We start from the raw sequence: 26,679 nt of genomic DNA, 5'->3' as shown, positions 1-26,679 counted from the left end.
TCAAGAGTAGGCGCGTATTGTATAGCATAGCGGTGGGATTGACAAACTTATTTCATCCGATGAGTAAAACGCAGTTGCTTCCCCCGAAGGCAAATGACGAGCTGGCGGCAATGCGTTTTTCGGTTTCCCAGCGGCTGCCGCTGCCGGTCAGGTTGATGGCGGGCAGGTCGGGGTCGTTCTGCCCGTCCCAAAGCTGGGGCGGAAGTTTTCCTTCGGGATTGCTTTGCCGGTCGGCAATGCCCCACGCGAACGCGGCTTCGATTGCGCCCGCCGCGCCCAGCGTGTGTCCGGTTTGCGGTTTGGTGGACGTGCAGGGCGTATTGTTGCCGAAAACCGCTGCAACGGCACGGCTTTCCATACTGTCGTTGTGGTGCGTCCCGGTGCCGTGCAGGTTAATCCAGCCGATGTCTTCGGACGCAAGGTTTGCGTGTTGCAATGCCGTCTGAAAGGCAAGAATTGCGCCTTGAGCGTCGGGACGCGGCGTGGAAATATGGTAGGCATCACTGCTTGCGCCATAACCCAGAAGCTGCATACCGCCGGAAAAATCCGCATCGCGCGTCATGATGAATACGGCTGCGCCTTCGCCGATATTGATGCCGTCGCGGTTGGCGGAGAAAGGGTTGGCAATGTTTGGGGACAAGACTTCCAGTGAGGCGAATCCGTTGACGGTCAGCGGCGAGAGTGTGTCCGCGCCGCCGCAGATGACGGCATCGCACATACCGGCGCGAAGCAGGCGGGCGGCACTGATTAATGCGCGCGCGCCGGAAGTGCAGGCGGTGGAAACGACGTAACGCAGGCCGTTTAGCCCGTAAGCATCGGCAATGAAATCGGCGGGCGCGTTCATAAGGTGTTGGCATTGGTTGAACGTGAGGTCTTGCCAGGCTTTTCCCTGCACTGCCTGTCGGAACATCGGGATGTTTTCGTCTGCGCCGCCGGTGGATGTGCCGATGACGACGGCAATTCGGTTTGCGCCGTATCGTCGTATGGCGGCGCGGATTTGCGGTTCGATTTGTTCGAGCGTGTGCCAAAGCAGCCGGTTGGTGCGGCTGCGGCAGTGTGCGGGCGTGCCGTCTGAAAAGGGGCGCAGGGTTTCTTTTACCATACCGAAGGCAAGGTTTTTGCCGTCAATCCAGTCGGATGAAAATGTCAGTGCCGGTTTGGAAGAAGGGGACAGCAGGGCATCGATGTGGGTGTGCAGGCCGCTGCCCAATGCGCTGGTGAGTGCAGGACTTCCGAGGTAAACAGGTATGTTCATAATGGTTCAATCGGTGTAACCGACCAGCGGGTTTGGTCGGGAAGGGTAATCAGGAACTGTCCGCCAATATGGTTGACGCACCATATGTCCCGATTGCGGTAGCGGAACAATGCCCCCTCTTTGCAGAAGGACGCGCCGCCGCCTGCCTGTTTGAGGTCGGGATAGGGGGGCGCGGCATTTTCGGCTGTTATCAGCGGGAGCAGTGCGGCAAACAGGCGGCGGGACGGCATATTGGGCATCACGAACCCGTCATTTTGCCAGCCGCCGCTGTTGATAGTCTGGCGTGAAACCGGTGCGCCCAATATGTCGGTTTGTACAAACCGGATGCCGTCTTCCAGCTGTTCGGCCGCCAGTATGCCGGTTTGTACCGGTTCTTGCCCCTTATTGTAGCGTTCCCATTTGAACCATTGTACGTCTTGGGTAAGGCGCGGTTGGGTTTGGGGCAGGGGCAGGGGCAGGGCATATGGGGCGCAGGCGGTGAGCAGTTTTGCGGTCAATAGGGCAAGCAGGGTCGTGGTCGGGCGCATAAGTTCCTTTCAAAAATGCCGTCTGAAGCGGAAACGGCGGCAGGGCGGCTGATGGTTGGGATGTTGCGTATCGGGGGCGGAGTACATCAGCCGTGCCGCCAGCCACAGGTTCAATATGACCCCGATGCCGACGGTCATGCCGAATGCGGCGACGGCCGGTGTGCCGCTGAAGGCAAGTATGGCGAAGGAGATGCCGGTCGTGAGCGCGGCAAGCAGCATACCGCCTAGCCGCGCATCGGTGCTGTGTCCGGCATTGAGCGCGTAAACGGCATAATCGATGCCGATGGCGGAAACCAGCAGCAATCCGAACATGGCAAACAGGCTGACGGGAATGCCCAGCCAACCCAATACGGCAACAGTGCCGATGGCGGCAGCGACGGGTACGGCGAGGATTTTTCCACCCTGCCGTGCGCCAAACAGCCGCCACAGCAGCAGCCATGCCAACAGGTAAGACGACAATTTCAGCCAAGCCGCCTGATTGCGCGTATGGCGGAACAGTTCGTTGAGCCTGCCGCGTTTGTCCGCCCATTTGATTCCCGGAACGGTTTCTGCCGTTTTGCGGACGGTTTCCGGTTCGGTCAAGCCGTTCAGACGGATAACGGAGGCATAACGGTGCGGTTCGACTTCGCCGAGATACAGGGGTTTCCAAGCCTGCGCCAGAGGCAGGGCGATGCCGTCTGAAAGCGTGAGGGTGGGCGTGCCGGCCGCTTGCAGCAGGGCGGATTTCAGCGTGTCTTCCGGAATACCCAGTTCGTGCAGGGCGCGGTAGTTGCCGGGTTTGTCTGCAATCGCGCGCAAATATTGTTTCAGGCGGTTTTGTTCGGCTGCCGGCAGGATGAATTGATCCAGCGATTGGATGCCTTTCAGTTTGCCTTGTCGAATCAGGGGGGCGAGGGCGCGGCGCAACTCGGCATTTTTCAACAGTAGCGCGTCTTCGCTTGCGGCTTCGGCAACCAGATATTGACCGCTGAAATCGGTTCCGCCCAATGTGCCGATTTTTTGTATTTGCGACAACAGTCCGGACGGCATATTCACCCATTGGCGGATGTCGTCATGCCAGTTGCTGCGCCACAGTCCGACGGTGGCGAAAACCATCAGGAAAACTGCTGCGGGATAAGTGAAGGACGGGGGAAGTTGTTTTCGGATGTGTTTGCTGAGCGCGGCACTCAAGGCGGCAAAAGGTACGGGTTTCGCCTGATAACGGGCAAACAGGGGCGGCAGCAGGCAGATGGTCGCGCCGAATGCGCCAAGTAGCGAGAATCCGGAGAAAACGGCAGTTTGTTGTAAAACCGGCAAAGGTGTGAACCAGAGCAGCGCGTATCCCGAAACGGTAATCAGCAGACTGACGGCAAAGGTGGGCAATACCTGTTTCATCGCCGGTTTCGCCTGCCACGGCGAGAATACCGACGGGGTCAGCCAGTGCAGCGGGAAATCGACCAGCATCCCGATCAGGCTCGTACCGATAACCAGCGTCAGGGCGTGAATATGCCCGAATACCGCCAGCGTCGCCGCCAAACCCGCCAGCATTCCCGCCGCAGGCGGCAGCAGCAGCCAAAAGGTGCGCGCGCTGCGGAAAACCCACAAGATGAGGGCGACGGTCAGGACGGTGCCGGCAAAACCCATTATCCGGCTTTCTTTTTCTGCATCGGCTTTGGCGGCTGCTGCAAAAAGTGCGCCGCCCCCGGTCAGGATTTCGGCGTGCCTGCCGGATGCCAATGTCTGTGTTTTTTGGAGCAGGTTTGCCAAGGCATCTTGAGGAAGGGCGTTATCGGGCAGCTTGGCGCGTATCCAAACCCAGGTTTTTCCGTTGTCTTCGTTGAACAGCATACCGTTTTCGGGGTGCCATTGCAGACGGGTTTGGGGATTGATTTTGCCGGCAACGAAACGCCCGAAACCCAGCCAGTCCTCGTCTAAGGGCAGGGGGGATACGGCAAACGGGTTGGCGGCATCTTCGGCGCGTTGGCGGAAATAGTCGGCGGGTTTTTCGATCAGCAAACGCCGTTGGGCTTCGGGTAAGACCGCCAAGCTGATTCTGCCGATGTCTTGGCGGATTTGTGCAAGGTCGGGGCTGATTTGGCTGTTTACTTCGGAAAATATCCCGCTTTGCCGCCACAAGTCGGCGATTTCCGATGCCGTCTGAAATGCGGTTTCGGGTCGGGGGCTGCCCGCCAGCAGGATGATTTGACTGTTGATTTGCGCGTCGCCGGCGCGTTCCGCCGCCTGCAAAACGGCGTCCTGGCTGCTTTTGGGCAGCAGCTCGGTTAAATCGGTTTGCAGCCAATCGTGCGTTGTGATGTTGTAGCAGGCAAAGACGGCAAGTGCCGACATCAGCAGGGTGTAAATCAGGCGGATCATAGCGGTTCGGACGGTGTCAGAGTGATTGTTCGGCAAACTTGTCCGGCGGGTTGCCGATGGTGATGCCGTTAAACTGCATATCGGTTTTGTCCCCTTGTTTTTCGTGCAGTTCGATGCGGCGTACGACGCTGTCCCCGCTGATGTCGATATGGTTGAAGATTTGTTTCATCACCAGTGTTTTCGGTGTGAGTTGCAGCGTCCATTTTTGCGCCGACCCTTCGAGTTTCAGATCGAACTGTTTTTCCAGCCCTTGCGTATCGCCGCCGATCAGGTCGAGAAAGAGTTTGATTTGCCTGCTTTGTCCGGGCATTTTTCCGGTGTCGGGCATTATCCAGCCTTTGCCGTTCCATTGGCTGATGCCGTCTGAACGGACGCGCAGGGTGGCGGCAAACGGTTTTTGCATCTGCCAGAGCAGTCCGCGTTTGGGCATCAGTACGAATTTTCCGGTTGCAGCCATCGGTTTGGATAGGGATTTCAGATGGCGGTATTGGATAAAGCTGCCTTGGATGTTTTCGGGTTTTTGCAGTATCCGGGTCAGTTCGGCAGTGGAAAATGCTGAGGCGGAAAGGGCGGTTGCGGCAAGGAGTGCGGCAAGCAGGTATTTTTTCATGGTTGTCTGTCGGTGTGGCAATAATGGGTAAAAATGCCGTCTGAAAGCGGGCGGCAGGGCTTATGCGGCTTGAAAAGTCGGATGACTCCGTATGGCTTCGAGCCAGCTTTCCGGCGTTTGGAACTGTGTTTCTCCGGTTTCCAAGGATACTGCCGCCTGCGTGGTCGATGCGCGGGTCAGTTTTTCGCCGGTTTGCTCATCGGACAAAGTGTAGTCGATACGCAGGCAAGTGTCGATTTCGACGATGGCCATATCGATGCGGATGGTTTGTCCGAACCGTGCGGGGCGTATGTATTTCAAGTCCATTTTGACGATGGGCCAGCCGAAGCCGAGCCGCCCCATTTCATCGTAGCCGTAGCCTATGCTTTCAAGGAAGGCGCAGCGTGCGACTTCGAGGTATTTGACGTAGTTGCCGTGCCAGACGATTTGCATCGGATCGACATCGAAAAATGGGACTTGGATGATGTGGCTGTGGCGGCAGAAAATGTGTTTTTTGTTCATCAGGGATGGTGCTCCGTGTGCCAAAAGTCGTAAAAATTGAACCATTGCAGCGGATTCAGACGGCATTCTTCTTCTAAAATGCGGGCGAAATGTTGCGCGGATTCTTTGATTTTTTGCGTGCGTTCCACCCGCGTCCAATCCGATGTGTCGGTCATAGGGCGAAGTTTCAGGCGGTAGCGTCCGTCCTGTTTGATGCAAAACAGCGCGTTGACCTTGGTTTTCAGCAGCGATGCCAGAATCCACGCCCCTTGGGGTATTTCGGTACGGTGTTGCAAAAAATCGACGGTTACGGTTTTTTCGCCCCGGACGGGAATGCGGTCGGCGGCGATTGCCAACCATTCCCCTGCTTCAATGCGCCGGTTAAGCGTCATCATCAACGATGCGTCCAAGTCGCTTACCTGTATCAGTTGGATTTTGTCCGCTCCCGCCTGTTGCAGGGCTTCGTTGAACATTTGTGCGTGGCGGCTGTGTACGAGGACGTTGAGTTTGAAATTCCGGTGGTGGGAAACCAGTGCGCGGCAGATTTCCGTATTGCCCAGGTGCGAACAGGCAAAAATCTGCCCGCGCCCGTTTTGATACATGGCGGCGGTCAGGTTGTCGGGGTCTTCGATAATCAAGTCTTCGTAACGTATTTTGCGCTGCCATACGGCAAACCGGTCGCAAACGGCTTCGCCGAATGCCAAAAACTGCGCGAATATGCGGTTTTCAGACAGCATAGCGTCGGGAAAGGTATGCCGCAGGCGGTTTTGGTAGGTATGGAGGTTTTTCCGCGCCTGGGGCGAGGTCAGGTAAAAATATAGGACGACGAACCAAATACACGGTCTCATTAAAAAAGGGGGCAGATAACGGACAATCACCACCGTCAGCTTGAGGAACAGGCGGTTGCCGCGTTCGTTTTGTTCCGCCCAGTGTCGGGATGCGCCGTTCATCGGAATGCGCCTTTCAAGATGCGCCAACGCCATTTGAGCATACCGAAAAACAGCCGTGTGTGCATTTGGCTGATAAGGATGTTGTCGGCAAGGGCGCGGAAGTGGGAAATGCCGTCTGCGGCGTAACGGACGGGCGTGGGTATCCAAACGGTTTTGATGCCGCGCCAATATAGCCGGATCAGGATTTCGATGTCGAAGTCCATACGGTTGCCGATGTATTCTCCGCGTATGACCGCCAACGCAGGCGGCAACGGATAAAGGCGGAAGCCGCACATACCGTCTTTAATATCGGACGACCAGGTATGGACCATATTCCAAAAGTCGGTAATTTTGCGCCCGTACAATCGGGATTTGGGCGCGTCGCCGCCGTATTGCGGCTGACCGCAGATGAGGGCTTCGGGATTGAGTTGCGCGGCACGGACGAACTTCGGCACATCGTCCAAACAGTGTTGGCCGTCGGCATCGATTTGCAGGACGTGGCTGTATCCAAGCTCCGCCGCCGCCTCGAAACCTGTGCGTACTGCCGCGCCTTTGCCGCCGTTGCTTGTGCGGCGGATGACGCGGATGCCGTCTGAAGCCAGATTTTCTAAAACGGGTATGCAGTCGGGGCGGGAGCAGTCGTCCACGACCAACACGTCCAAACCGCAGGCGCGCAGGCCGCGCGCGACCGTGCCGACGGTTGTCGGGTGGTTGTAATGGGGGATGAGGGCGAGGATGTTCATATTTATATCAAGGTAAGGCGGTAATCTTATTGCCTTTGCGAAGGCAGTTCATCGTTCTTCCCTTGCGGTTGGGTTGGGGCCGTCCTGCGGCGTGTCGAATACCAGTTTCCCCGAGGCGCAGGCGGCATCCTGTTTTTGGATTTTAAATGACAGTTTGTTTTTATCGGCATCGTATCCGAGTTCTACGGAAATGTCGTCATACGGGCGGATAAACTGTTGGTATTTCAGGTTTTCGATGCGGATAATGTTTTGCCTGCCGAAAGGGTGCCGTGCGGCAAGCCGGCGTACCCATTCCAATTCGACTGCGCCGGGGACGAGTGGGAAGGTGGAAAAATGTCCGCCGAAATAGGGCAAATCCGGCGGTACGCGGGTTTGATAGCGCAACCGGTTTCCTTCGGGCGGCAAGGTGTGCCATTGCGGCACGGCGGGTTCTGCCAATGCCGTCTGAAAATCCGCTGCGGTAATTTTCCCTTGTCCGTTGCGCGGCAGACGGTCTGTAAAACGCCAGTAGCGCGGCAGGGCAGCCGTGTCTTGCGTTTGGGCAAGGTGTTGCTTGAGTGCGGCGATAACGGCGGTGCGCCCCTGTTCCAGCCACGCCGTGATGCCTTCCGTATCGAGTGCCGCCCAAACGGCAATGCGTCCGTGTTCCGGATGCAGGGTGCAATGTGCGTCGGCAATCCAAGGGTGTTTCAGCAATTCGTGTTCGATTTGGTTGAGCGAAATGCGTTTGTCTGCCAGTTTGATTATCCTGTCCTGCCTGCCCAGCAGGGCAAAACCGTCTTCGTGGGTTTCGATGCAATCGGCAATGTATTGCACGCCGTTTGTCCACGGCGAAGAGATTTCCGCCGATTTGCCAGTATTGCGGACGGCAACATCGGGAAACGGTTGCCATAAGGTCTGTTTTTGGCGGGATGCAATGATGCCGGTTTCCGTACTGCCGTAAACTTCATAAGGGCGTACCGCATATTGTTCCAACAGGGCGGCGGTTTCCGGTGGGAGTTCCCCGCCTGCGGAAACGATGCCGTCTATCCTTCCGTTTAACGCCGCCCAATCCCGATTTTCGCCGAAACGGTTGAGCAGGGCGGGGCTGGCAATCCAGACATTTTGATAATCGGACGGCACGTTCAGGCTTGCCGACAGCAGCAGTTCGGGATAGGCGTTTTGCCTGCGGATCATCGCCCACCCCATCAGCAGCGGAAGCGCGAAGCGGAAGGTCAGTCCGTACATATGTTGCGGCGATACGCTGCCGAGGACGGCGGTTTTGCCGCGTCCGAATGGGATTGCCGCAGCCAGCGCGCGGGCTTCCGATTCGATTTGCGCGGCGGTTTTGACGATTGTTTTGGCTTCCCCGCCGGAGCCTGATGTACGCAAATGCACTTCTGATTCGGGCGGGATGTCCAATGTTTTCGGTATGCGGCTTTCAGACGGCATACCGCCGCAAGATTCCGGCATTTGCCAAACGCGGATGCCGTCTGAAACAATATCGGTGTCGGTCAGCAGGATTTGTGCGGATTTCGCCCAAGTCAGGTTTCCGGGTGCGGTATTCGGCAGCAGCAGGGCTTTGCCGCCACTGCGCCAAACGGCAAGCAATGCGGCTGCGAACAGCGCGGCATCGTCAAACCACAATGCCGCCGAACGGATGTTGTTTTGCTTTAATTTTAACGACAGGGTGTGTACCGTGCGTATAAAATCGGCGCGGGTCCATAGCGGGTCGAGGGCAATCGGCGTATTGTCGGAGAAGTTGATGTCAAACATTCGGGTCATATATTCCAAATGGCAGAACGGAGGGTGTCGTGCCGGATGATAAAACAGTATTGCAGTGCCGCCTTGCCGATGCGTCGGCGGCTGCCGCCTATCGGGAATCCTGTCTGGATGATGCGGACAGGGCACGTTTGCTGCGTGCGCCGAAATTGGCAGGGCGGACAGATTGGCGGGTCAGCCGCTTCCTGAAGCAGCAGGGCGGCAAGATATGTTCGCTTTCGCACAGCAAAGGGCGGGCGGCGGTTTTGGTCTGCGGCGGCGGCACGGTTTGCGGTGTCGATATTGAAACGGTCCGTCCGCGCAATTTTCAGGCACTTGCCGAATGGGTTTGTTCCCCTGAAGAACGGGTTTTTTTGGCACGTTCCGGTTGGCAGGCAGAGGCTTTTTACCGCCTGTGGTGCATTAAGGAAGCACTGCTTAAAGCCTGCGGTTTGGGTTTTCCGCAAGATATGGCGAAAGTCGGTTATCTGACCGACGGTTCGGTAGTTTGCGGCTTGCGTGCGGATGGCGGGGCCGGTTGGCACGCCGTCAGCGCAATCTGGTGCGGCGACGCGGTTGTCGCCTGCGTGTGGCGCGGTGCTGCCGAATTGGCGTGGCAATATTGCGGAACGGATGCCGTCCGGACGGTTTGCCATATCGAGCGGATAGGCGGCAAGGAAGTCTGAAAGGGCAGTTTGTTGTTTTATTCCGTTTTAAATCAATATGATGTAATCGGATTGTGCGGCTTTATCCGTTTTTCCAACGTTTGAACACCAGTGAAGTGTTCACGCCGCCAAAGGCGAAATTGTTGCTCATCACATAATCCGTTTCGATTTCACGGCCGCCGCTTAAAATATAGTCCGCCTTGCCGCAGCGCGGATCGATGTCGTTCAAGTTCAGGGTCGGGGCGAACCAGCCGCCGTTCATCATTTCAATCGAGAACCACGCTTCCAGCGCGCCGCACGCGCCGAGCGTGTGTCCCAAATAGCTTTTTTGCGAACTGATGGGCACAAATCCGAACACGGCTTCAGTCGCCAGCGTTTCGGCGATGTCGCCTTTTTCGGTTGCTGTGCCGTGCCCGTTCACATAACCGATTTTGTCAGGCGTGATGCCCGCGTCCTGCAGCGCGAGTTCCATACATTTCTGCATAGTTTCTTTTTGCGGCTGGGTAACGTGGCTGCCGTCGCTGTTGGCACCGTAGCCGACGAGTTCGGCGTAAATTTTCGCACCGCGCCGTTTGGCGTGTTCCAATTCTTCCAATACGAAAATCCCCGCGCCTTCTCCGATGACCAGACCGTCGCGGTTTACGTCGTATGGGCGCGGGGTTTTTTCCGGTTCTCCGTTGCGGCGGCTGGCGGCATAAAGCGAGTCGAAAACATACACTTCGGACGGGCAAAATTCTTCGCCGCCGCCCGCCAGCATCATATCGGTCAGCCCGTATTTGATGGCTTCGTAGGCATAACCTATGCCTTGGCTGCCGGACGAACACGCGCTCGATGTCGGGATGATGCGCCCTTTCAGCCCGAAAAAGATGCCGATATTGGCGGCGGTGGTGTGCGGCATCATACGCACATAGGTGTTGGCACTGAAGTTGCGCGACGTGCCGGTTAGCAACAATTCGCCCACATCGCCGATGTCTTTGGTGCTGCCGCTGGAAGAGCCGCAGGCAACGCCCATCCGTCCGTCGGTAATACTTTCGTCTCCGAGCAAACCGGCATCCGTCAAAGCCTGCTCCGCCGCATCGACGCACAAATACGACACGCGCCCCATACTTCTGAGCTGCTTGCGCGTCCAATGTTTCGGCGGCGCGTAATTTTCAATCGGCGCACCCAGTTGCGCTTCCAATTCGGGGAAACGTTCGCGCCAATCCATATATTTGACGGCGTTTTTTTCGGCTTTGAATGCTGCCTGTATGCTTTGCCAATCCCGGCCGAAGGCGGTAATGCCGCCTATGCCTGTTACTGCGACCCTTCTGGTATTCAACACAAACCTCCGTTCACCGCAATCACCTGGCGCGTGATGTACGCCGCTTTTTCATCCATCAGGAAACGCACCGCGTGCGCCACTTCTTCCGGCAGCCCCATACGCGCGGCAGGGACAGCCTTTAAGATTTCTTCGACGGGTACATTTTCATCGACAATCTCTGTATCGATTAAACCTGGTGCCACGCAGTTGACGGTAATTTTGCGTTTTGCCAACTCAACCGCCAAAGCTTTTGCCGCGCCGATAATGCCCGCTTTTGACGCGCTGTAATTGACCTGCCCGCGGTTGCCCGTCAGACCAGACACCGATGCCATACACACAATCCGTCCGGCTTTGCGGCGGCGTATCATCGGCATAACTAGCGGATGCAATACATTGTAAAAACCGTCCAAATTAGTCCGCAGCACCACATCCCAATCGTCGTCTGAAAACGCGGGGAAGGCGTTGTCGCGCGTCAGTCCGGCGTTTAACACTACGCCGTAATACGCGCCGTTCGCTTCGATGTCGGTGGTCAGAATCTCGCGGCAGGCTTCGCGGTCGGACACGTCAAACTGCAACACGCGCGCATTTCTGCCCAAAGCGCGGATTTCTTCCGCTACGGCTTCGGCTTCGTCGCGGCGGCTGCGGCAGTGGACGGCGATATCATAGCCGTCTTCCGCCAAACCGAGTGCGGCGGCTTTGCCTATGCCCCTGTTGGAGCCGGTAATCAGGACGGTTTCGGTCATCGTTGTTCTCCGTATGTGTGTGCCTGTTCAGACGGCATTAAGTTGTTTTGACAGGGTGTTCGGGGCTGTACACGTTGAGTGAGGCGCGCGCCAAAATGCCGTCTGAAGGGAGTGTTCCGGACGAAGTTTCCGGCGCGTCTGTCCAACGCAGTTCGCAGTCGAACACGCCCATTCCCCCGGCATCCTGAATAGACATATGCGCCGTTGCCAGCAGATGCGTGCCGACAGGGACGGATTGGGCGAAGATTTCAAGTTTGCGCGTGCCGAGCAGGAAGCCGAGCCGAACCGGTTGCGCGTTTTTTCGGGCTTGGATGCCGGCATACGCGCCGACAGCCTGTGCCATCAGTTCGATAAATGCCGTGTAGGGCAGTATGCCGCCGGCCAGCAGGATGTGGTCGGGTTTTATCTGCGCCCCTGCTTCGACAAAATCATCACCGTATCGGGTAATGCGGTCTATCAGAACCATACGCCCGCTGTGCGGCAGCAGGGAGGCGGTGTCGGTAATCGGGCATTCTGGCAGTGTGTCCATATATTGCGGCGGCAGGCTGGCAAATACGGGCATTATAATGATAAATGTAAATTCAGGCTAATTCTGGCGGTTTGCCGAGGGGCGGCGTTGTCGGAGAAAATGGCGTGGATGCGTTTGAATTTCGGCATTGTCAGGGGAATGGGCTTTGGTTAGAATGCGGCACAGTGTAAATTTTTGAAAGAAACTATGCCGCCGATTATTTGCCGGTTCCACTTCGACATCGCCGACTGGCGGGTTTCGGGCAGCAAAATGCGCGATATGGCGCAGTGGGCAAAATGGGCGGAATGTCCGGATTTTGCCGACGGTTTGCCCGATGTCAGGCCGGAATTGCCGTTCCTGCCCGCTATACAGCGCCGCCGTTTGAGTAAGGCGGCGCGTTTGGTATGCGACGCGGCTTGGGACATTGTCTCCGCCCATCCCGGCAGTCCGGTAGTTTATGCCTCGCACGATGGGGAAATGGCGCGTAGTTTCGATTTGTGGTTGGAACTGTTGAAATCGCAAACCGTTTCACCGACTTCGTTCGGTTTGTCGGTGCACAATGCGACGGCGGGGCAATGGTCGATATTGAGGCAGGATATGAGTGAGCAGACGGCATTGGCCGTGTGTGCCGACGGTGTGGAGACAGCTTTGGTAGAAGCGGTGTCCCTGTTGGAAGAGGGATTCGGGTCGGTTTTGGTTTTGGTGGCGGACGATCCGCTGCCGGAAGGATATGCCGTATCGGCGACTCGCGCTCCGTTTGCTTATGCTTTGGCGATGGTCCTGACCAAAGGGACGCGTTACAGTCTGACTTTGTCTGCTTTGGACGATATGCCGTCTGAAGCCGGTATGCTGCCCGAGGCATATTGGAGCGGTTTGGAATGGGTGCGCTTTCTGCTGAACGGCAGTCGGGAATGCCGCCGGGTATATCGCAATCGTGAATGGCTGTGGCAGCGGAATGGATAAATTGGATTATTGCCGCCGTTTTTTTGCGACTTGGTTAGGATTTGTGATTTTCGGTGTCGGCGGCATTATGATGAAATTGGTTTTGCTGCCTTATACTTTGAACGGCACTTCAGGGTCTGTCGCCCGCCAATTGGCGGCGCGCCGGATTATCGGAACATCTTGGCGTTTGTTCGTTGCTTATCTGAAATGGTCGGGCGTGTTGGATGTAGCGTTCAAGGGTGTTGAAAAACTCAACCGCCCGGGACAGTTGATTTTGGCAAACCATCCGTCTTTGCTGGATGTGGTGCTGCTTGTCGGCCATGTGCCCGAAATGAACTGCATCGTGAAAAAAGATTTGCAGCACAATCCGGCAATGAGCAGCCAGATTAAAGGTGCGGGCTATATTCCGAACGAAGAGTCGGAAGCAATGCTGGAAACGGTAAAGGCGGTTTTTGACAGCGGGCAGAGCCTGCTGGTGTTCCCCGAAGGAACGAGGACGGGCTGGGACGGACGGGTAAAAATGCACCGGGGCGCGGTTTCTTTGGGACTGCGCTATGCCGAAGTGATTACGCCCGTATGTATCAAAATGAATCCGCCCAATTTTAAAAAGGGGCAGCCGTGGTACCGCATCCCCCCGAAAAGGATACGGTATGAAATTACCGTCGGAGACGACATCCTCCCCCAAGACTGGCTCGCCGAGAAACCGTTGCCGATTGCGGCGCGGCGGCTGAATGAATATCTGCAGGACTATTTTACAAGGAAAACCATATGAACGACTTGGAAAACCAAATCAAACAACTGATTATCGACAGTTTGGCTTTGGAGGATATAACCGCCGCCGACATCGGCAGCGAAGACGCGCTGTTCGGCGACGAAGGGCTGGGACTGGATTCCGTCGATGCGCTGGAATTGGGCTTGGCGGTGCAAAAACATTTCGGTTTCCGATTGGACGGCGAGCAGGAGAACTTGCGCGAACATTTTGCCAATGTCAAAACACTCGCCGCCTTTGTCAAAAGCCGCCAAGCATAAGGATGAAACATATGACCGAACAAGAAATCTACCGGTTGTTGAGCGATACCCTGACCGAGTTGTTTGAAATCGAACCAGAACGGGTTACGCCCGATACCAACCTTTACGAAGATTTGGAAATCGACAGCATCGATGCCATCGACCTGATCGACCGCATCAAGCGTGAAACCGGCCGCAAGCTGCAGGCCGAAGATTTCCGCAATGTCCGCACCGTCAACGACGTGGTACAGGCGGTATTGAAGATTCAGGCGGGGTAGGCGGCATCTCTGATTATTTTTCAGACGGCATGTTTTTATCGGATGCCGTCTGAAAACATTTGTGCGGATTCAAAATGAAACCCGGTTTTTTCGGACATATTTTTCTGACCGTATTAAGCATTGCCTATCCGGCTTTGTGGTATTACGGCAGGGAGGCGGGCTGGTTTGTCTGGCTGGCGGCGGCGATGTGCGGATTGTGGTTGCTGCGCGCCCTGACTGCCAAACTGCCCCAACAGCGTTATGCGGCTTTGTTTATTACACTGTTTTTTGCCGCAGTATTGGTGTTCGGGCGGCATGATTCGATGTATTGGTATCCCGTCCTCGTCAATCTGATGATGTTGGCGGTGTTCGGCGGAAGCCTGTTTGCCAAACAGACGGTCATAGAAAGGCTCGCGCGGCTGCAACAGCCCGACCTGCCTGAAAAAGCCGTGCGCTATACCCGCCGGGTAACGCAGGTTTGGTGCGTATTTTTTATAATCAACGGGACGCTTGCCGCTTTGTTGGCCCGGTTGGGGCGATATGATTGGTGGGCGGTTTATACAGGCGTGATTGCCTATGTATTGATGGGGATGCTGTTTGCCGGCGAATGGCTTTACCGCAAACTCGTTTTGAAAGTCTGAAACCTTATGTACACTTGCACTTCCTGCGGCGAAAACCATGAAGAGATGCCCGCAATCGGCTTTATCACCCCCGATCCCTATAATGAGTTTAGCGAGGACGAACGTAGCATCTACCAAGCTGAGTGTAACGGTGATTTCTGCATCATCCGCTATCCCGACCAAACCGACCGCTTTATCCGCGCGGTGCTGCCGATTCCGATTATCGGGCATCAGGAAACGCTGGAATACGGCGTGTGGGTATCCGTCAGCGAAAAGAGTTTTAACGACTATCAAAGCCGCTTTTACGACAATCCGGAAAACGCCGTTTATTTCGGTATGATCTGCAACCGGCTGCCCCCTTATGAAACCGACACCTTCGGTTTGCATTGCAATGTCGTTACCCAACCCGATGGTCAACGTCCTTTGCTACAACTCCATCAAGGCGGCGGACATCCGCTGGTACGCGACTTTTATCACGGCATAGAATATGCCGAAGCGCAGGCAAGGATAGGGGCGGTATCCGAATCGGATTGTTCAGGATAAAAAGGATAAAAAGGACAAAAAGGATAAATATGAAATACAAAGACCTACGCGACTTCATCACCATGCTCGAGCAGCAAGGCAAACTCAAGCGCATTCAGCATCCGGTGTCGCCGCATTTGGAAATGACCGAAATCGCCGACAGCGTGCTGCGCGCCGAAGGGCCGGCGTTGTTGTTTGAAAACCCGATTAAGCCTGACGGTACGCGTTATGATTATCCCGTGTTGGCGAATCTGTTTGGTACGCCCGAACGCGTGGCGCTGGGTATGGGTGCGGACAGTGTGTCCAAGTTGCGCGAAATCGGGCAGACGCTGGCGTATCTGAAAGAACCGGAACCGCCCAAAGGCATCAAAGACGCGTTTTCCAAACTGCCGCTGCTGAAAGATATTTGGAGCATGGCGCCGAACGTGGTGAAAAACGCGCCGTGTCAGGAAATCGTGTGGGAAGGCGAGGACGTTGATTTATACCAACTTCCGATTCAGCATTGCTGGCCGGAAGACGTTGCGCCGCTGGTAACGTGGGGCCTGACCGTTACGCGCGGACCGCACAAAAAACGCCAAAATCTCGGCATTTACCGCCAGCAATTAATCGGCAGAAACAAGCTGATTATGCGCTGGCTATCGCATCGCGGCGGCGCGTTGGATTATCAGGAATTCCGCAAACTCAATCCCGATACGCCGTATCCTGTCGCCGTCGTACTCGGCTGCGACCCCGCCACCATTTTGGGCGCGGTAACGCCTGTTCCCGATACCTTGAGCGAATACCAGTTTGCCGGATTGCTGCGCGGTTCGCGGACGGAGCTGGTGAAATGTATCGGCAATGATTTGCAAGTGCCTGCACGAGCCGAAATTGTGCTGGAAGGCGTGATCCATCCGAACGAAACCGCGTTGGAAGGTCCATACGGCGACCACACCGGCTATTACAACGAGCAGGATCATTTCCCTGTGTTTACGGTCGAACGCATCACCATGCGTGAAAACCCGATTTACCATTCCACCTACACAGGCAAACCGCCTGATGAACCCGCCGTTTTGGGCGTGGCGTTGAACGAAGTGTTCGTACCGCTCTTGCAAAAGCAGTTCCCAGAAATCACCGATTTTTATCTGCCGCCCGAAGGCTGCTCCTACCGCATGGCGGTGGTCAGTATGAAAAAACAGTACGCCGGACACGCCAAGCGCGTGATGATGGGCTGCTGGTCGTTCCTGCGCCAGTTTATGTACACCAAATTCATCATCGTGGTGGATGACGATGTGAACGTGCGCGACTGGAAAGAAGTCATCTGGGCAGTAACCACGCGCATGGACCCCGTACGCGACACTGTTTTGGTAGAAAACACGCCCATCGATTATCTCGACTTCGCCAGCCCCGTCAGCGGACTCGGCGGCAAAATGGGTTTGGATGCGACCAACAAGTGGCCGGGCGAAACCGACCGTGAATGGGGACGGGTGATTAAAAAAGACCCTGCGGTTACGGCTAAGATTGATGAGATTTGGGGGGAATTGGGGTTGTAGGTTTTACGGTAATGCCGTCTGAAGCTTAATGTGTTTCAGACGGCATTTTTGTACGCAGGGTATTTACGGTTCTTTAGGTTTGAGCCACTGCCATTGTTCCAGCAGGGTGTCTTCGAGGATTTTCTGTTTCTCTTTGCGCGAATTGATGCCGCCGGTCAGCCTGCCGTAATCGACGGTAATGGACGGCTTGTCCACCGTACCGGTGATTTTCAGGGGAATCGGTTTGTTTTTCGGATGGACGGCGTTGCGGATAAGGACATCTTCAGACAATTCCTGCGTATCCAGATTGGTATAGCCGTTGCTGATAACATAGAGGCTGTCGGAGAAGAGTTCGGTATCGATGTGGCGGCTGATGCCGTCTGAAATTTCGCTGTTGAGCGTGAATCGGTGGAAGGGTGTGCTGGGTACGGCATTGTCGGCAGTTTTGCCCGAAATGCCGTTTTTCAGGATATTGTCCATGTCGATACCGTGCCATGCGCCGTTGGAAATATTCAGCGACAGGCTGCCCTGAAGCGAGCGGATAAGCTCTTTTCGGGTTTCGCCACTCGCGGTCAGGTCGATGACCGCATCGCCGTTGCCGCTGAAGCTGTGGAAGCCGAACAGGTCTTGCAGCAGCGGTTGGATTTGGATGTTGCTTGCATTTTGTTGCAGGCGGTAAGTGGCGGGACGGGTGTTGGCGATGCTGATGCCGCCTTCGGTATGGCCGCCGTAAAGCCCTGACTTGAAACGGCTGAGCGCAATATGGCCTTTGTCGGCGTGGAGGTAGGTCTCCATATCGTCCAGTTGCAGGCCGGGAAGTTGGACATTGCCGATTTTAAGGTGAGCCTCGATATCTCCGGACAGCCTGCCGAGGGTGTCGGGAAATATTTTGCCGTTTTGTTGCCGCACGTCGTCAAGATAGGGGGTCAGGTTCAATTTTTGCAGTGCGACGGCGGCTTCCAGGTGCGGTGCGTCTTCATGTGTGTATCTGAATTTCGCGGCAACGGTTTGGCGGTCGAACGAACCGTTGAGTTCGGCATGCCACTGATGAAGGTTTTTTATGGACATCGAACCGTCGAGCCGACTGATGAAACGGGGTTGCGGCAGGCGGTTGACGGTATCCTGAAGGGTTGATACATGCAGGCGCGGTGCCTCCAGACCGTTATTCCGGTTCCAAACCAATGGCGAGCCGAGGGAAAAGTTGGTTTGAAGGCGGGGTGTTTTGACGTTGCCGGAGATTTCGGCGTTGCCGATGTTGCCGATACCGGGGTGAAGTTTGGCCTTATCGAGTTTGAACGATCCGCCCCATTGGGAGTTCCCGCCGTCGGCGGTAGCGGTAAATGTCCCGTTGACGGTTTCAATTTTAATGCTGTTGTTCCTGAGTGCCAGCGTTGGGATTTGGGCGGTCAGGTGGAGGTTGTGGAAGGCGGTGTCGGCACGCAGGCTGAGGTTGGCCGCATCCGGTCCGCCGTCGTTAAAACGGATAGTGGGGTTGCCGGTGGTGGAAACGGTAATGCCGTGCCCGTTTAGGGCGGTCTCGGCTTCGAAATGGAACGGTGAGATTTCGGGCGGATTGATGCCGTCTGAAATGAAAAGCCCTTTGCTTTTCCATGAGGCAGACAGGTTTTCGCTTGTCAGTATGCCCGAACTTTCAAACTGTTGTCCCGATGAAACGGGGGATTGCAGGTTGAGGCGGACTTCCTTCAGGGTAAACCGCTCTTGCAGGAAGTTGAGGCGGACGGTGCTGTTTTCGATAATGATGCGGTTTACCGAGGCTTTGCGTTTTGGGTTGTCGATCAGGTCTTGGATGTTCCAAACGCCTTTCTCGTCGCGCGTCAGGGCAAGTTCCGCACCCGAAACCACCCATTTTTCAATCTGTATCTGATCCGACCACAGATTTTTCCAGCCCAATCCGATTTTGGTTTCTTTGACGGAAACGGCAGTCCGGTCGCTGCCGGGTTCGGTAATGGTCAGGTTTTTCAGGATGACGGTCGGCCGGGGCAGAAGCCTGCGCTGAATGTCTGCATCAAACGAAATTTTCCGGTGCGTATGGGCAATGCTTTGTTGGAGGCGGCTTCGGATGTTTTCAGGCGTGAAGATGCGGTACACGGACGCGTGCAGCCCGACTACCGCCAAAAGCAGCATCGTCAGCACCGCTACTGCATATTTCAGACGGTATTTGTGGAAGACCGATAATAAATCCATAGCCTGAAAAGTCTGTAAAACATGCCACAGTATAACACGGCTTGTAGAAATCCTATTTTGTGCGGGCGGATTATCTTGCATTAAAGGGGTAATGCCCATAAGCAGGCATACCGCCGGATCAGGTATCGCGGGTGTTGCCGCGTTTGCAGGGGCAGTGTATGTTTCATACGGAGGCGGATTCTGCAAGATGCTTTTTTGAAATACCGATGCCGTCTGAAATGGACAAGTTTTGTTCGGACGGCATATAATTTGCTTTTTATTCCGGAGGCACGGATATGGTCGGATGCGTTTGGCAGGCAGGACGGTTTGAAATTGGTTTGGACAAGCCGAAAATCATGGGCATCGTGAATCTCACGCCCGATTCTTTGTCCGACGGCGGCGCGTATTCGCAAAACGCCCAAACAGCTTTGGCGCATGCTGAACGGCTTTTGAAAGAGGGTGCGGACATTCTCGACATCGGCGGCGAATCGACGCGGCCGGGTGCGGATTATGTTTCGCCTGAAGAAGAATGGGCGCGGGTTGCGCCTGTTTTGGCGGAAGTGGTGGGGTGGGGCGTTCCCGTCAGTTTGGACACGCGCCACACGGTGGTTATGGAAAAAGCGTTGGCACTCGGCGGCATCGATATTATTAACGATGTGGCGGCGTTGACCGACGAAGGCGCGCTCGAATTGCTGGCGTGTCAGGCGGATACGGGCATTTGCCTGATGCATATGCAGGGCTTGCCTAAGAATATGCAGATTAATCCGAAATATCAGGATGTTGTCGGTGAAGTGGCGCGGTATTTGAAAGCGCGGGCGGCGGAATGCATCGCGGCAGGCATCGCCCCGCAACGCATTACACTCGACCCCGGTTTCTGCTTCGGCAAAACCTTGCAACACAATATCACACTGATGCGGCATCTGCCCGAATTGATGGCGGAAACGGGCTATCCGCTGCTGATCGGCGTGTCGCGCAAAAGCATGATAGGCGAACTGACGGGCGAAACCGACGCGGCGGCGCGCGGACACGGCAGCGTGGCGGCGGCTTTGGCGGCTGTGGCACGCGGCGCGAAAATCGTGCGCGTGCACGATGTGAAGGCGACGGCGGATGCTTTGAAGGCGTGGGAAGCGTTGGGCATCAATCTGTAAACAGCGGTTCGCATACTTTATGCCGTCTGAAAAGGGCGGAGCGGCTTCAGACGGCATCAACGGTGCAGACAGCAAGGTACAAACAGACTGTATAATCTCGGACAACGGTTCACATTCTCGGAGCAACACATGGCAAAAAAATATTTCGGCACGGACGGCGTGCGCGGCGAAGTCGGGCAGTTTCCGATTACGCCCGATTTTGTATTGAAACTCGGCTATGCGGCGGGTCAGGTTTTGGTTCAGCACGACACTGACCAGAAACCGACCGTTTTAATCGGCAAGGATACGCGTATTTCCGGTTATATGCTGGAAGCCGCGCTAGTGGCGGGCTTTACGGCGGCGGGTGTGAATGTGGTACAGACCGGTCCGCTGCCTACGCCCGGCGTGGCTTATCTGACCCGTGCGCTGCGCCTGTCCGCCGGTGTGATGATTTCCGCGTCGCACAATGCCTATTCCGACAACGGCATCAAATTCTTTGCCGAAGGCGGCGTGAAACTTTCCGATGAAGTCGAGTTGGAAATCGAAGCCAAAATCGATGAAGAAATGAAAACCCAGCCTTCTGCACGCCTCGGGCGCGCACGCCGTATCAGCGGTGCAGACGACCGCTATATCGAATTTTGCAAATCCACCTTCCCCAGTCATTCCGACCTTCGGGGTTTGAAGTTGGTTATCGATACCGCCAACGGCGCGGGGTACGGTGTCGCACCCAAGGTGTTTCACGAACTGGGCGCACAGGTCGTCAGCATCGGCGACGAACCCAACGGCTACAATATCAATGAAAAATGCGGTGCGACTTATACCAAGACACTCCAGGCCGCCGTTTTACAGCATGAAGCCGACTACGGCATCGCCTTAGATGGCGACGGCGACCGCCTGATGATGGTCGATAAAAACGGTAAGGTTTACGACGGCGACAGCCTGATTTACGTCATTGCCAAAGCCCGCGCCCGAGAAGGTATCAACATCGGCGGCGTGGTCGGCACGGTCATGACCAATATGGCGATGGAAATCGCCCTGAAAGAGCAGGGCGTCGATTTCTGCCGCGCCAAAGTCGGCGACCGCTATGTGTTGGAACAGCTGAACCAACGCGGCTGGCTCATCGGCGGCGAAGCCAGCGGCCATATTTTGTGCATGGACAAACACAACACCGGCGACGGCATTATTTCCGCGCTGCAAGTTTTGGCGGCGCTGCAAATCCTGAACCAAGACCTCGCCACCGTTTGCGCCGACTGGCAGCCGTATCCGCAAACTATGATTAACGTGCGCATCCAAAAGGGTCAGAAATGGCAGGAAGCCTCAAAAGACGTGTTGGCGGAAGTGGAAAAAGAACTCGAAGGCAAAGGAAGGGTTGTGTTGCGCGCTTCGGGAACCGAACCCGTCGTGCGAGTGATGGTTGAGGCACGACAGGCCGATTGGGCGCGCGAAGGGGCGGAACGTATTGCTTCCGCCATCGGCAGCCTTTAGACAAAATCAGGAAAAACCGTTTTCAGAACCGGCCGGTTTTCTGTTTAAATGCCGTCTGAACATGCGGAGGATGCGCGAATCTGCCTTTTTTCCGCTTTCAGACGGCATAATCTTTGATAGAATGCCTGTTTCATGTAGAAAATGTTTCGGTTTGTTCTGACTTTTTATCTCCGACAATGGAATATCCGCCATGTTTGCTTTTTTAGAAGCCTTTTTTGTCGAATACGGTTATGCGGCTGTTTTTTTTGTATTGGTCATCTGCGGTTTCGGCGTGCCGATTCCCGAGGATTTGACCTTGGTAACAGGCGGCGTGATTTCGGGTATGGGTTATACCAATCCGCATATTATGTTTGCAGTCGGTATGTTCGGCGTATTGGTCGGGGACGGCATCATGTTCGCCGCCGGACGAATTTGGGGGCAGAAAATCCTAAGGTTCAAACCTATTGCGCGTATCATGACGCCGAAACGTTATGAGCAAGTTCAGGAAAAATTCGACAAATACGGTAACTGGGTCTTATTTGTCGCCCGTTTCCTGCCCGGTTTGAGAACGGCCGTATTTGTTACAGCCGGTATCAGCCGCAAGGTTTCATACTTGCGTTTTATCATTATGGATGGACTGGCCGCATTGATTTCCGTCCCTATTTGGATTTATCTGGGCGAATACGGTGCGCACAATATCGATTGGCTGATGGCGAAAATGCACAGCCTGCAATCGGGTATTTTCGTTATCTTGGGTATAGGTGCGGCCGTCGTTGCTTGGGTTTGGTGGAAAAAACGCCAACGTATCCAGTTTTACCGCAGCAAATTGAAAGAAAAGCGGGCGCAACGCAAAGCCGCCAAGGCAGCCAAAAAAGCCGAGCGGAACAGGCAATAAGGCAGGGCCGCCGGTATTCGGCGGCTGCCGCGCCTTTTTGAGTTTGCCGGTTTTCAAATGCAAATCGTCGGGAAGGCGGAATGTCGGCAGCTCCGGTGTTTTTTTATTCCGATGCCGTCTGAAAGCCGCTTCCGCCGCCAAATTGCCGGACGGTGCGAAATATAGTTAAATAAGCCGCATCATTAATGTTCAGACGGTACGACAACGCTATGAAACAAAAAATCTTCGTCCTCTACACGGGCGGCACAATCGGTATGACCCAAAGTAGCGAAGGCCTGCGCCCCGATACCGCACTGGTCAGCCAAGCCCTTTCCCCTTTTTCAGACGGCCTCGACTTCGAGTGGCACGTCTGCAATCCCTTGATTGATTCCTCTTCCGTTACGCTGCAACACTGGTGCGATTGGCTGAACATCATTGCCGCCAAACTCTCTTCATGCGACGGCATCTTGGTGCTGCACGGCACGGACACGCTCGCCTATACCGCCAATCTGTTTGCGCTCGCCCTGCAAGGTTTGGACAAACCGATCGTCCTGACCGGTTCGCAATGGCCTTACGCCGCCGAAAATAGCGATGCCCCGCGCAATCTCTCCACCGCCGTCGCCGCCTTCAACCTCAAGCTCAAACAAACCGTCATCGCGTTTGACGGCAAACTGTATCCCGCCGTCGGCAGCAGCAAAGTCAGCACCGAAACCGCCGCAGGCTTCGACAATCCGCATTTCGGCGCGCTTGCCGAATGGGACGAAACCCGGGGTTGGCACAATCTCCGTATTCCGTCCCAAGACGCAGCAGCCGTTTCAGACGGCCTCAAAATCCGCTATCCCGATCCGCAGGCGAAAATCGCCGTCCGTACGCTTATCCCCGGCTTTGCTGTCCAAGAACTTGCCGACGGACTCGGACAGCTTTCCGCCCACGCCCTTATCCTGCAAAGCTACGGACACGGCAACACGCCCGCAGACGAAGGTTTCATCCGCGCCGTGCAAGACTTTACGCGGCAAGGCAAATTGTTGCTCAACATCAGCCAAGTCCGACAAGGCAGAACTGCTGCCGTTTACGCGCAAGGCAACGCGTTCCGCAACTCGGGCATCATCAACGGCGGCAAATGCAACCTCGAAACCGCCACCGCGCTTATGATCCTCGCCGTATCGCAAGGCTGGGGCGCGGAAGATGTGGAAAAAGAATTGGTAAGGCTGAAGTTAGTGTGAAACCGGAATGAACTTCACCGACACCCACTGCCACCTCGCCGATGCCGCCTTGCGCGAAAACCTGCCGCACATCCTGACCGCCGCGCGGAAAGTCGGGGTAAAGCGGTTTATTGTTCCCGCGACCCGTCCGCAGGATTGGCAGGACGTGGCGGATTTGGCGGAAATGCCGTCCGAACACGGCATCCGGGTTGCCTTCGGTATCCATCCTTGGTTTTCAGACGGCATTGCGGAACAAGATTTCGCCGGTTTGGCAGCCGTATTGGCGCGTTATCCCGGCGCGTGGGTCGGCGAAATCGGCTTGGATTTTTACGACAAAACCCAAACGCCGCAGCAGCGCGAACGGCAAATCCAAGTCTTCAGCCGCCAGCTTGAAATCGCGCAAACCCTGCGTCGGCGCGTGATTATCCATAATCTCAAAGCCGCCGCCGACATCGCCGCCGCCGTCAAACAGACGGGCTTTACCCGAGGCGGCATCGTCCACGCTTTTTCCGGCAGCGCGGAAGAAGCGCACGTGTTGACCAAGCTCGGTTTCAAAATCGGCATCGGTTCGCTGTTGCTCAATCCGAACGCGCGAAAAATACGCGATACGCTTAAAGCCTTGAACGACGGGGATTTCGTATTGGAAACGGATAGCCCGTTTATGCTGAAAAAGGAGATTAATACGCCTGCCAATATTCCGGGTATTGCAAAGATTGCTGCGGAAATCCGCGGAACCTGTGTAGAAGAAATTGCCAAGGTAACGGAGCGCAATGCCGATGCCCTGTTGGAACGGTAGGTTATCCATCTAAGATTATCTTTTTGAATATTCAGAAAATATATTATAATGACCGCGTTTTGATGCCGTCTGAAATTCAGGCGGCGTTTGTTATGGAAGAATTATGAAGCCGTCTATCTTAGAAAAACTGCAACAACTCGGCGACCGGTTGGAAGAAGTTACCCACCTTTTAGGGCAACCCGAAGCCACATCCGATATGGACAACTACCGCAAGCTCACGCGCGAACACGCTGAATTGACGCCCGTTGTCGAAGTATTTCAAAACTATCAACTGGCGCAAAGCGACTTGGCAGATGCCGAAGAAATGCTGTCCGACCCCGAAATGAAAGACTTTGCCGCCGAAGAAATCGAAGCGGCAAAAGCTAAAATCAACACGCTCGATACCGAACTGCAAAAACTGCTGCTGCCCAAAGATGCCGACGACGACAAAAACATCTTCATCGAAATACGCGCCGGAACGGGCGGCGACGAAGCCGCGCTGTTTGCCGGCGATTTGCTGCGTATGTACAGCCGCTACGCCGAGCGCAACCGCTGGCAGGTTGAAATCGTGTCCGCCAACGAAAGCGAGTTGGGCGGCTATAAAGAAGTTATCGCCCGTATTATCGGCTTAGGCGCGTACAGCCGTTTGAAATTTGAATCGGGCGGACACCGCGTGCAGCGCGTCCCCGCCACCGAAAGCCAAGGCCGCATCCACACCTCCGCCTGCACCGTTGCCGTCATGCCCGAAGCGGACGAACTGGAAGACATCGAGTTGAACCCCGTCGACCTTCGCATCGACACCTTCCGCGCATCCGGCGCGGGCGGGCAGCACATCAATAAAACCGATTCCGCCGTCCGCATCACCCACCTGCCCACCGGCATGGTGGTCGAATGCCAAGACGGCCGCAGCCAACATGCCAACAAAGCGCAGGCAATGAAAGTCCTCGCCGCCCGCCTGAACGACGCGCAAAAACGCGAAGTCCAAGCCAAAGAAGCCGCCGAGCGCAAATCCCTCATCGGCAGCGGCGACCGCAGCGAACGCATCCGCACCTACAACTATCCCCAAGGCAGGGTAACAGACCACCGCATCAACCTTACCCTGCACAAGCTGGATTTCGTGATGGACGGCGATTTGGCAGAAATCACCGACGCACTGATTGCCGAACATCAGGCAGAACTTCTAGCGGCGATGGGCGATTGAGTTTTGTGTTTTGAAATGGAAATGCCGTGCATGCAATCAATTTTAATCCACCATATTCTACTGATTTGTTTGAATTCAGTGTATTATGCCGTTTCTCAACCATAGGCGACAACTGGACATATTGATGAAGATTGCGATTTACGGTACGAAAAGTTATGACCGCGAACATTTTACCCGCGCCAACCGGCATTTCGGCTTCGAGCTGGAGTTTTTTGATTTCATGCTGGATGCGAAAACGGCGAAAATGGCGGAAGGCGCGGAGGCGGTCTGTATTTTTGTAAACGACGACGGCAGCCGGCCCGTGTTGGAAAAATTGGCGCAAATTGGCGTGAAAACTGTGGCGTTGCGTTGTGCCGGCTTCAATAATGTGGATTTAAAGGCGGCTGAAGAGTTGGGTTTGAAGGTCGTGCGCGTGCCAGCCTATTCGCCCGAATCGGTTGCGGAACATACGGTCGGTCTGATGCTGACTTTGAACCGCCGTATCCACAAAGCCTATCAGCGTACCCGCGATGCGAATTTTTCGCTGGAAGGTCTGACCGGTTTCAATATGTATGGCAAAACGGCGGGTGTTATCGGCACGGGGAAAATCGGTATCGCAACGATGCGGATTTTAAAGGGTTTCGGTATGAACCTGCTGGCTTACGATCCGTTTTGCAACCCCGAAGTGGAAAAACTCGGCGGCAGGTATGTGGATTTGGACGAGCTGTATGCCCAGTCGGACATCATCACGCTGCATTGCCCCTCCACGCCGGAAAACCACTATATGCTGAACGAAGCGGCGTTCGACAAAATGAAAGACGGTGTGATGATTATCAACACCAGCCGTGGCGGTCTGATTGACAGTTCTGCCGCGATTGAGGCGTTGAAACGTCGGAAAATCGGCGCATTGGGCATGGATGTGTACGAGAACGAGCGCGAGCTGTTTTTTGAAGACAAATCCAACGATGTGATTACCGACGACGTGTTCCGCCGCCTGTCGTCTTGTCATAATGTGCTGTTTACCGGACATCAGGCATTTTTGACGGAAGAGGCGTTGGGTAATATTTCGGAAGTTACGTTGTCCAATATCCGCGAGGTCGGACAGACCGGCGATTGCGGCAATGGGGTTCGTGCCGACGGTTGACGTGTTTTAAGAGTTTA

General features: G+C 55.3%; 27 protein-coding genes. 15 read left to right on the top strand and 12 right to left on the bottom strand.

The features are described from left to right. Nucleotides 1-52 precede the first annotated feature (52 nt). The 8 genes from ACNAU7_RS06815 to ACNAU7_RS06780 are packed head-to-tail and all read right to left on the bottom strand — an operon-like array spanning nucleotide 53 to nucleotide 8,663. The gene (locus ACNAU7_RS06815; RefSeq protein ID WP_416301713.1) at nucleotides 53-1,255 is read right to left on the bottom strand and encodes a beta-ketoacyl-ACP synthase; all 1,203 of its coding nucleotides are present in this window, start codon (nucleotides 1,253-1,255) and stop codon (nucleotides 53-55) included. After that, nucleotides 1,252-1,782, bottom strand: a complete 531-nt coding sequence (locus tag ACNAU7_RS06810; protein ID WP_416301711.1) for a hypothetical protein — start codon at nucleotides 1,780-1,782, stop codon at nucleotides 1,252-1,254. Before ACNAU7_RS06810 ends, ACNAU7_RS06815 begins: the two co-directional genes overlap by 4 nt. 9 nt (nucleotides 1,783-1,791) lie before the next feature. Beyond that, a complete protein-coding gene (locus ACNAU7_RS06805) occupies nucleotides 1,792-4,137 on the bottom strand; it encodes an MMPL family transporter (protein ID WP_416301776.1) in 2,346 nt (781 codons plus the stop codon). Nucleotides 4,138-4,153: 16 nt separating this feature from the next. Next, on the bottom strand, nucleotides 4,154-4,747 hold the full coding sequence (locus ACNAU7_RS06800; protein ID WP_416301709.1) for an outer membrane lipoprotein carrier protein LolA: 594 nt from the start codon (nucleotides 4,745-4,747) through the stop codon (nucleotides 4,154-4,156). Between the two features lie 60 nt (nucleotides 4,748-4,807). Continuing rightward, nucleotides 4,808-5,248, bottom strand: a complete 441-nt coding sequence (locus tag ACNAU7_RS06795) for an acyl-CoA thioesterase (protein ID WP_304677731.1) — start codon at nucleotides 5,246-5,248, stop codon at nucleotides 4,808-4,810. Next, a complete protein-coding gene (locus ACNAU7_RS06790) occupies nucleotides 5,248-6,177 on the bottom strand; it encodes a glycosyl transferase family 2 (RefSeq protein ID WP_416301775.1) in 930 nt (309 codons plus the stop codon). Before ACNAU7_RS06790 ends, ACNAU7_RS06795 begins: the two co-directional genes overlap by 1 nt. Beyond that, the gene (locus tag ACNAU7_RS06785; protein WP_416301706.1) at nucleotides 6,174-6,899 is read right to left on the bottom strand and encodes a glycosyltransferase family 2 protein; all 726 of its coding nucleotides are present in this window, start codon (nucleotides 6,897-6,899) and stop codon (nucleotides 6,174-6,176) included. Before ACNAU7_RS06785 ends, ACNAU7_RS06790 begins: the two co-directional genes overlap by 4 nt. 48 nt (nucleotides 6,900-6,947) lie before the next feature. After that, nucleotides 6,948-8,663, bottom strand: coding sequence for an AMP-binding protein (locus ACNAU7_RS06780; protein WP_416301704.1), 1,716 nt, complete (start codon nucleotides 8,661-8,663; stop codon nucleotides 6,948-6,950). Nucleotides 8,664-8,692: 29 nt separating this feature from the next. Between ACNAU7_RS06780 and ACNAU7_RS06775 the strand changes: the two genes are divergently transcribed. Beyond that, complete coding sequence (locus ACNAU7_RS06775; protein WP_416301702.1) at nucleotides 8,693-9,325, top strand: 4'-phosphopantetheinyl transferase family protein; 633 nt, start codon at nucleotides 8,693-8,695, stop codon at nucleotides 9,323-9,325. A 61-nt stretch (nucleotides 9,326-9,386) separates the two neighbouring features. Here ACNAU7_RS06775 and ACNAU7_RS06770 read toward each other — a convergent pair whose 3' ends face one another. Genes ACNAU7_RS06770 through ACNAU7_RS06760 form a run of 3 tightly spaced genes read right to left on the bottom strand, consistent with a single transcriptional unit; the run spans nucleotide 9,387 to nucleotide 11,909 of the window. Then, nucleotides 9,387-10,625, bottom strand: coding sequence for a beta-ketoacyl-ACP synthase (locus ACNAU7_RS06770; RefSeq protein WP_416301700.1), 1,239 nt, complete (start codon nucleotides 10,623-10,625; stop codon nucleotides 9,387-9,389). Continuing rightward, the gene (fabG, locus tag ACNAU7_RS06765; protein ID WP_416301698.1) at nucleotides 10,619-11,347 is read right to left on the bottom strand and encodes a 3-oxoacyl-ACP reductase FabG; all 729 of its coding nucleotides are present in this window, start codon (nucleotides 11,345-11,347) and stop codon (nucleotides 10,619-10,621) included. Before fabG ends, ACNAU7_RS06770 begins: the two co-directional genes overlap by 7 nt. A gap of 37 nt (nucleotides 11,348-11,384) precedes the next feature. Further along, complete coding sequence (locus ACNAU7_RS06760) at nucleotides 11,385-11,909, bottom strand: thioester dehydrase (protein WP_019272667.1); 525 nt, start codon at nucleotides 11,907-11,909, stop codon at nucleotides 11,385-11,387. 153 nt (nucleotides 11,910-12,062) lie between these two features. Here ACNAU7_RS06760 and ACNAU7_RS06755 point away from each other — a divergent pair, with 153 nt between their 5' ends. The 7 genes from ACNAU7_RS06755 to ubiD all read left to right on the top strand — a co-directional run bounded on the left by ACNAU7_RS06755 (nucleotide 12,063) and on the right by ubiD (nucleotide 16,733). Next, the gene (locus ACNAU7_RS06755) at nucleotides 12,063-12,818 is read left to right on the top strand and encodes a beta-ketoacyl synthase chain length factor (protein ID WP_416301696.1); all 756 of its coding nucleotides are present in this window, start codon (nucleotides 12,063-12,065) and stop codon (nucleotides 12,816-12,818) included. Continuing rightward, complete coding sequence (locus ACNAU7_RS06750) at nucleotides 12,811-13,569, top strand: lysophospholipid acyltransferase family protein (RefSeq protein WP_416301694.1); 759 nt, start codon at nucleotides 12,811-12,813, stop codon at nucleotides 13,567-13,569. The genes ACNAU7_RS06755 and ACNAU7_RS06750 overlap by 8 nt, the downstream gene beginning before the upstream one ends. Next, nucleotides 13,566-13,826 (top strand): phosphopantetheine-binding protein, encoded by a 261-nt coding sequence (locus ACNAU7_RS06745; protein ID WP_003750043.1) that lies wholly within the window; start codon nucleotides 13,566-13,568, stop codon nucleotides 13,824-13,826. The genes ACNAU7_RS06750 and ACNAU7_RS06745 overlap by 4 nt, the downstream gene beginning before the upstream one ends. 11 nt (nucleotides 13,827-13,837) lie before the next feature. Further along, entirely contained in the window at nucleotides 13,838-14,083 is a 246-nt protein-coding gene (locus ACNAU7_RS06740) for an acyl carrier protein (RefSeq protein WP_416301691.1), read from the top strand. Nucleotides 14,084-14,157: 74 nt separating this feature from the next. After that, nucleotides 14,158-14,703 carry a hypothetical protein gene (locus tag ACNAU7_RS06735; protein WP_416301688.1) on the top strand — a complete coding sequence of 182 codons (546 nt, stop codon included), beginning with the start codon at nucleotides 14,158-14,160 and terminating at the stop codon, nucleotides 14,701-14,703. Between the two features lie 6 nt (nucleotides 14,704-14,709). Further along, nucleotides 14,710-15,225 carry a DUF2199 domain-containing protein gene (locus tag ACNAU7_RS06730; protein WP_416301686.1) on the top strand — a complete coding sequence of 172 codons (516 nt, stop codon included), beginning with the start codon at nucleotides 14,710-14,712 and terminating at the stop codon, nucleotides 15,223-15,225. A 29-nt stretch (nucleotides 15,226-15,254) separates the two neighbouring features. Next, a complete protein-coding gene (gene ubiD, locus ACNAU7_RS06725) occupies nucleotides 15,255-16,733 on the top strand; it encodes a 4-hydroxy-3-polyprenylbenzoate decarboxylase (protein WP_416301684.1) in 1,479 nt (492 codons plus the stop codon). Nucleotides 16,734-16,796: 63 nt separating this feature from the next. Here the strand turns inward: ubiD and ACNAU7_RS06720 are convergent, their stop codons facing one another. Further along, nucleotides 16,797-18,917, bottom strand: coding sequence for an AsmA family protein (locus tag ACNAU7_RS06720; protein WP_416301682.1), 2,121 nt, complete (start codon nucleotides 18,915-18,917; stop codon nucleotides 16,797-16,799). 275 nt (nucleotides 18,918-19,192) lie between these two features. On the opposite strand from ACNAU7_RS06720, the gene folP reads away from it, so the two are divergent. The 7 genes from folP (at nucleotide 19,193) to ACNAU7_RS06685 (ending at nucleotide 26,662) form a co-directional block, all read left to right on the top strand. Further along, a complete protein-coding gene (gene folP, locus ACNAU7_RS06715) occupies nucleotides 19,193-20,044 on the top strand; it encodes a dihydropteroate synthase (protein WP_101148227.1) in 852 nt (283 codons plus the stop codon). Nucleotides 20,045-20,173: 129 nt separating this feature from the next. Beyond that, nucleotides 20,174-21,508, top strand: coding sequence for a phosphoglucosamine mutase (gene glmM / locus ACNAU7_RS06710; protein ID WP_118808025.1), 1,335 nt, complete (start codon nucleotides 20,174-20,176; stop codon nucleotides 21,506-21,508). Nucleotides 21,509-21,698: 190 nt separating this feature from the next. After that, nucleotides 21,699-22,382 carry a DedA family protein gene (locus ACNAU7_RS06705; protein ID WP_416301679.1) on the top strand — a complete coding sequence of 228 codons (684 nt, stop codon included), beginning with the start codon at nucleotides 21,699-21,701 and terminating at the stop codon, nucleotides 22,380-22,382. Between the two features lie 209 nt (nucleotides 22,383-22,591). Further along, the gene (locus ACNAU7_RS06700; RefSeq protein ID WP_416301677.1) at nucleotides 22,592-23,584 is read left to right on the top strand and encodes an asparaginase; all 993 of its coding nucleotides are present in this window, start codon (nucleotides 22,592-22,594) and stop codon (nucleotides 23,582-23,584) included. A gap of 7 nt (nucleotides 23,585-23,591) precedes the next feature. Beyond that, nucleotides 23,592-24,359 carry a TatD family hydrolase gene (locus tag ACNAU7_RS06695; RefSeq protein WP_416301675.1) on the top strand — a complete coding sequence of 256 codons (768 nt, stop codon included), beginning with the start codon at nucleotides 23,592-23,594 and terminating at the stop codon, nucleotides 24,357-24,359. Nucleotides 24,360-24,462: 103 nt separating this feature from the next. Next, entirely contained in the window at nucleotides 24,463-25,539 is a 1,077-nt protein-coding gene (gene prfA / locus ACNAU7_RS06690; protein WP_416301673.1) for a peptide chain release factor 1, read from the top strand. A gap of 124 nt (nucleotides 25,540-25,663) precedes the next feature. Then, the gene (locus ACNAU7_RS06685) at nucleotides 25,664-26,662 is read left to right on the top strand and encodes a 2-hydroxyacid dehydrogenase (RefSeq protein WP_416301671.1); all 999 of its coding nucleotides are present in this window, start codon (nucleotides 25,664-25,666) and stop codon (nucleotides 26,660-26,662) included. The last annotated feature ends 17 nt before the right edge of the window (nucleotides 26,663-26,679 follow it).

The organism is Neisseria sp. LACPHL-SPEC-2024-00856 (assembly GCF_047915665.1).
Taxonomy (GTDB): Bacteria; Pseudomonadota; Gammaproteobacteria; order Burkholderiales; family Neisseriaceae; genus Neisseria; species Neisseria polysaccharea.
Note: the sequence above shows the minus strand (reverse complement) of the source record. Positions and strands in the feature narration are given on the sequence as shown.